Annotated in this window: 5 protein-coding genes; 2 read left to right on the forward strand and 3 right to left on the reverse strand. The window is 53.7% G+C overall.

The features are described from left to right. Positions 1 to 371 precede the first annotated feature (371 nt). Both PMI35_RS00760 and gabP read left to right on the forward strand, forming a co-directional pair. Positions 372 to 1,250, forward strand: coding sequence for a DMT family transporter (locus tag PMI35_RS00760; protein ID WP_032832185.1), 879 nt, complete (start codon positions 372 to 374; stop codon positions 1,248 to 1,250). 370 nt (positions 1,251 to 1,620) lie between these two features. After that, positions 1,621 to 3,030: a GABA permease gene (gene gabP, locus PMI35_RS00755; RefSeq protein ID WP_008066441.1), complete on the forward strand. Its 1,410-nt coding sequence runs from the start codon at positions 1,621 to 1,623 to the stop codon at positions 3,028 to 3,030. A 68-nt stretch (positions 3,031 to 3,098) separates the two neighbouring features. Here the strand turns inward: gabP and PMI35_RS00750 are convergent, their stop codons facing one another. The 3 genes from PMI35_RS00750 to PMI35_RS00740 are packed head-to-tail and all read right to left on the reverse strand — an operon-like array spanning position 3,099 to position 4,153. Beyond that, complete coding sequence (locus tag PMI35_RS00750) at positions 3,099 to 3,527, reverse strand: nuclear transport factor 2 family protein (protein ID WP_008066443.1); 429 nt, start codon at positions 3,525 to 3,527, stop codon at positions 3,099 to 3,101. A gap of 54 nt (positions 3,528 to 3,581) precedes the next feature. Continuing rightward, positions 3,582 to 3,782, reverse strand: a complete 201-nt coding sequence (locus PMI35_RS00745; RefSeq protein WP_008066445.1) for a helix-turn-helix transcriptional regulator — start codon at positions 3,780 to 3,782, stop codon at positions 3,582 to 3,584. Then, positions 3,779 to 4,153: a hypothetical protein gene (locus PMI35_RS00740; RefSeq protein WP_008066447.1), complete on the reverse strand. Its 375-nt coding sequence runs from the start codon at positions 4,151 to 4,153 to the stop codon at positions 3,779 to 3,781. The genes PMI35_RS00745 and PMI35_RS00740 overlap by 4 nt, the downstream gene beginning before the upstream one ends. Between the last annotated feature and the right edge of the window lie 218 nt (positions 4,154 to 4,371).

The raw sequence follows: 4,371 nt of genomic DNA on the forward strand, positions 1-4,371 counted from the left end.
CCGAGATCAAGACGATCTGGATCGACGCGTCTGAGTAATCATCCAACCGGATGACCGCGATACGCACACTCATCCCGAATACCACGAATGTCGGGGTGAGTGCTGCACTTAGAGTATATGCAGCGTAAGCCGCATAAAAATGGCAAAAATAAAAAACCAACTCTGTCTGTTGCAATCATAAATACAACAGCTTGACGGGATCAGGTGCATGCTATTACTCCGTGCGAAAAGCGCTTTGATGCGAATTCTGAAAATACGGCTAATCCCTGATGGCGAGAGGAGAGCAGCACTTTGAAACAAGGCTGTAAAATAACAAGCTCCCAACCAAGAGAATAGCTACGGATATAACCTATATTCTCGACACTCAATAAATGACGACTCATCGTACTGCCTTAACATCTGCCCATGTCACCGCAATATTATTCGGCTTAACCGGAATTTTTGGCGCCTTGATCCATGCCAATGCCAGTGTCATAACATTTGGCAGGGCTGCGTTTGCAATGATCGCTCTGTTTGTATTTGCCCTGGTGCAACGACGGCCAATATTTCGCGAATTAAGTGCATTCAAACTCGGCTTTTTCATCCTTTCCGGCCTGCTTCTGGCTGCGCACTGGATTACGTTTTTTATAGCGATAAAAATTGGCGGTGTTGCAGTAGCGACATTAGGCTTTGCCAGTTTTCCAGCATTTATTGCAGTGTTGGATGTTGTAATCTTTCGTGACCGGATCCATCTATCAGAGTCGATTTTACTAATTCTTATTAGCTTGGGCCTGATCCTTGTCACGCCTTCGTTCGGCTTGGGGAACCAGGGAACCGTTGGACTTCTCTGGGGCCTGGGGTCTGGCCTGTCTTTCGCTTTATTGGCAATCGCTAACCGCAGAGCCGCCAAAGGCGTGGACGCCGTACAAGTTGCATTTTGGCAAAACGCCACAGTGGCGTTGGTGATGGTGCCTTTTTCTGCATTCAGTCTTGTCGAGCTTCGTGCCTTCGACTGGCTCAATCTTGCGTTGTTAGGGATATTTTGCACTGGGCTTTCACAATATCTTTTCGTGAAAAGTCTTGAGGGTTTGAATGCTCGAAGTGCAGGCATGATCATTTCGCTGGAACCGATCTACGCGATTGCCTGTGCATGGTGGTTGTTCAATGAGGCGCCGTCTTATCGCATGCTGGCGGGTGCGACCATTATTGTCCTGGCGATTGTGTTTTCTCCCCAGGGGCACTCAGGGCAAAACAAGACAGTCACTCAGTAATCTCCCGTTCAACCTGTTCGCTGCCGAAATCGCCTTGTTGGGTTCATTTTTAATCGTTTGGCGGATGGCTGGTCGTGTCGCAAACGGATAAGCGAGCGACGTACCGGGTCATCTCGGCGGCACAGGTCAGGCCGTAGCATCCTGTTTGCCATAAGGAGTTAGATGGTTCATGTACTTGAAATAACAGGAGCTGCAATATGCAAGACAATAAAATCTCACACCCCTCAAACGCTCGGTTTTCTATCTCTTCCTGACGCTCTGCCGCATTAGAAATACGTGGTCATTAATGTTCGGATTTGTTCTTCGCAACTTGTTTGCGAATCGCTGAACTGTGGCCGCTCGCCTTCAAAAAAATAACAAGGGCTCACTAATGTCAAATAACAGCACACTATCGACGGATGACAATCTGGCTGCGGGATTCAAGCAGCGGCATGTCACGATGCTTTCAATTGCCGGCATCATCGGCGCCGGTCTTTTCATTGGTTCCGGCCACGCCATTGCCGCGGCTGGGCCATCAGCTATCGTGGCCTACGCCCTGGCGGGATTGTTGGTGGTACTGGTCATGCGCATGCTTGGCGAGATGGCGGTTGCAAGTCCTGATACGGGCTCCTTTTCCACCTACGCCGATCGCGCCATCGGGCCTTGGGCCGGCTTTACCATTGGTTGGTTGTACTGGTGGTTCTGGGTATTGGTGATTCCGCTCGAGGCCATTGCCGCCGGCGTAGTGCTGAACAGCTGGTTTCCTCAGGTCGAGACATGGATGTTCGCGGTAGGCGTCACGGCGCTGCTGACCCTTACCAACCTGTTCAGCGTCGCCAAATACGGTGAATTTGAATTCTGGTTCGCCATGGTCAAAGTGGTGGCAATCGTCTCGTTCATTGCCTTGGGTGCCTGTGCCATCGCAGGCGTTCTGCCGGGTCGGGAGGTCAGCGGCGTCAGTCGCCTGGTGACTGAGTTCGGTGGCTTCATGCCTAATGGTTGGGAAGCGATCATCGGCGCGCTGCTGACCACCATGTTCAGTTTTGTCGGCACGGAAGCGGTCACTATCGCAGCGGCAGAATCGAAGGATCCGGCTAAAAATATCGCCCGGGCGACCAAGTCGGTGATCTGGCGAATCTGTATTTTTTACCTGCTTTCCATTTTCGTGATCATTTCCGTGGTGTCGTGGAATGACCCGCTGCTGCCGGTGCAAGGGTCGTATCAGCGAGCGCTGGAAATCATGAACGTACCCTATGCGAAAACCATCGTCGATATCGTGGTGCTGTTTGCCGTTGCCAGCTGCTTGAACTCCGCGATCTACATATCCTCGCGAATGGTCTACTCGCTGAGCAAGCGCAATGAAGCCCCTGGTTTTCTGCAGCGCACTTCATCCGCTGGCGTACCTCGGGGTGCTGTGATCGCCAGTACGGTGATCGGTATCGCCACGACAGCCTTGAACTTCTTTGCCCCGGCGCAGGTGTTCGCGTTTTTGCTCGCCAGTTCCGGTGCCATTGCCCTGCTGGTGTACCTGGTGATTGCGTTCTCGCAATTGCGCATGCGAGCGAAGCTGGACAAGACCAATGCCAGGATTGAATTCAAGATGTGGTTGTTCCCTTGGCTGACCTGGCTGGTCATCGCTTTTATCGTCTTCGCCCTGGGCACCATGGTCATGATGCCTGCGCACCGTAGCGAGGTGCTTTCTACCGGAGCCTTGACTGTCGTGATCGTGGCATTGGGACTGTTGAATACCCGTCGTCACTCGCACAAGACGGCCTATTCGCCCGCACCAGCAAAGCTGTAATTGATTAACGATCGATCCCGCTGATCGAGCAGCGACTGGATGCCGGCAGTCGCTGCTCTATTTTTTTATCAGGCTTTGCTGGCGGCCAGGTAGGCGCCCAGGCGCCGGCCCATTTCCTCGCCCAAGGCTTGCAAGCCACTCATTGGCCGGACCATGACCTCGAAGTCGACGATTTTTCCCTGTTCGTTGAAGCGGATCATGTCGATGCCCTTGAGTTGTTTCTCGCCGACCTTGGCGCTGAATTCGAGGATCACATTCAAGCCGTCGGCGCTCGCCAGTTCGCGGTGATAGGTGAAGTCTTCGAACACCTTGCACACGGTATTGAGGATCATCGAAACCACCGGCGCCCCCGGATACGGCGTGTGCGCCATCGGCGAGCGAAACACCGCTTGCGGGTCCAGCAGCGCAGGCAAGTCCTGCAAATCGCCGGTGCGGATCATCGCGTGCCACTGGCTCAAGGACTCTGCGGCTTTGGGGTGCAGTTGCAGTTCAGACATGGTCAACTCCTGTTTTTTGTTGTTGTTCAAACTTTGCCTTACGGGCGCCATGGATCAGCCGGTGAGCTCATCGTCGAAAATGCTTTCGATGGGCAATGCAAAGGTCCGGGCGATCTGGAACGCCAGTGGCAGGCTTGGATCATAGCGGCCATTTTCGATGGCGTTGATGGTCTGTCGCGAGACATTGAGCATCGCCGCCAGATCCACCTGCGACCACTTGCGTTCGGCGCGCAGTGCCTTGAGTCGGTTTTTCATTGGTAGCGACGTCGGGCGAGGGCGAGCCCGATGATCCACATCAAGCCCATCACCGGCCATACGCAGGTCCAGGAGATGTGCGGGAAGCCGACATTCTCCAGAAAACCGTAGCTGAAGGTCAGTAACGCGGAAGCGGCGAAGGCAAACCCGAGTGCCTCGAATTGAATGCGCAGGTGCATTTCATCCAGCGTACGCATCATCCGCACGATCGCCCAGCACATCAGCGCCGCGGGAATCACCGGCAACAACGTGATGACGATACGCAAACCGGTGCCCAGGTCTTGCGGATTCTTGAGCAGGGTCAGCGACAGGCTCAAGAACACCGTGTACAGCGCCAGCGCGGCGCCCATTTCCATGTAGTAACGTTTCATTGCATCGTCCTGATGTAAAAGTACCTTTACATATTCGCTGTGGTTTTTGTGAATGTAAAGGGTGTTTTACATCGGGGGGCTTCCAGATGCTCGCCCGCGAACCAGGCGCTGCAGTACATCTGTTGCACCGCGTTATCGTTTTTCGCCGGCAAGTCGGATCGCCGAAAAGTGTCCACCATGTCCCCGCACACCCGTCAACCATGTGTCCGGTCCGTACA

It is taken from the genome of Pseudomonas sp. GM78 (genome assembly GCF_000282475.1).
Classification (GTDB): Bacteria; Pseudomonadota; Gammaproteobacteria; order Pseudomonadales; family Pseudomonadaceae; genus Aquipseudomonas.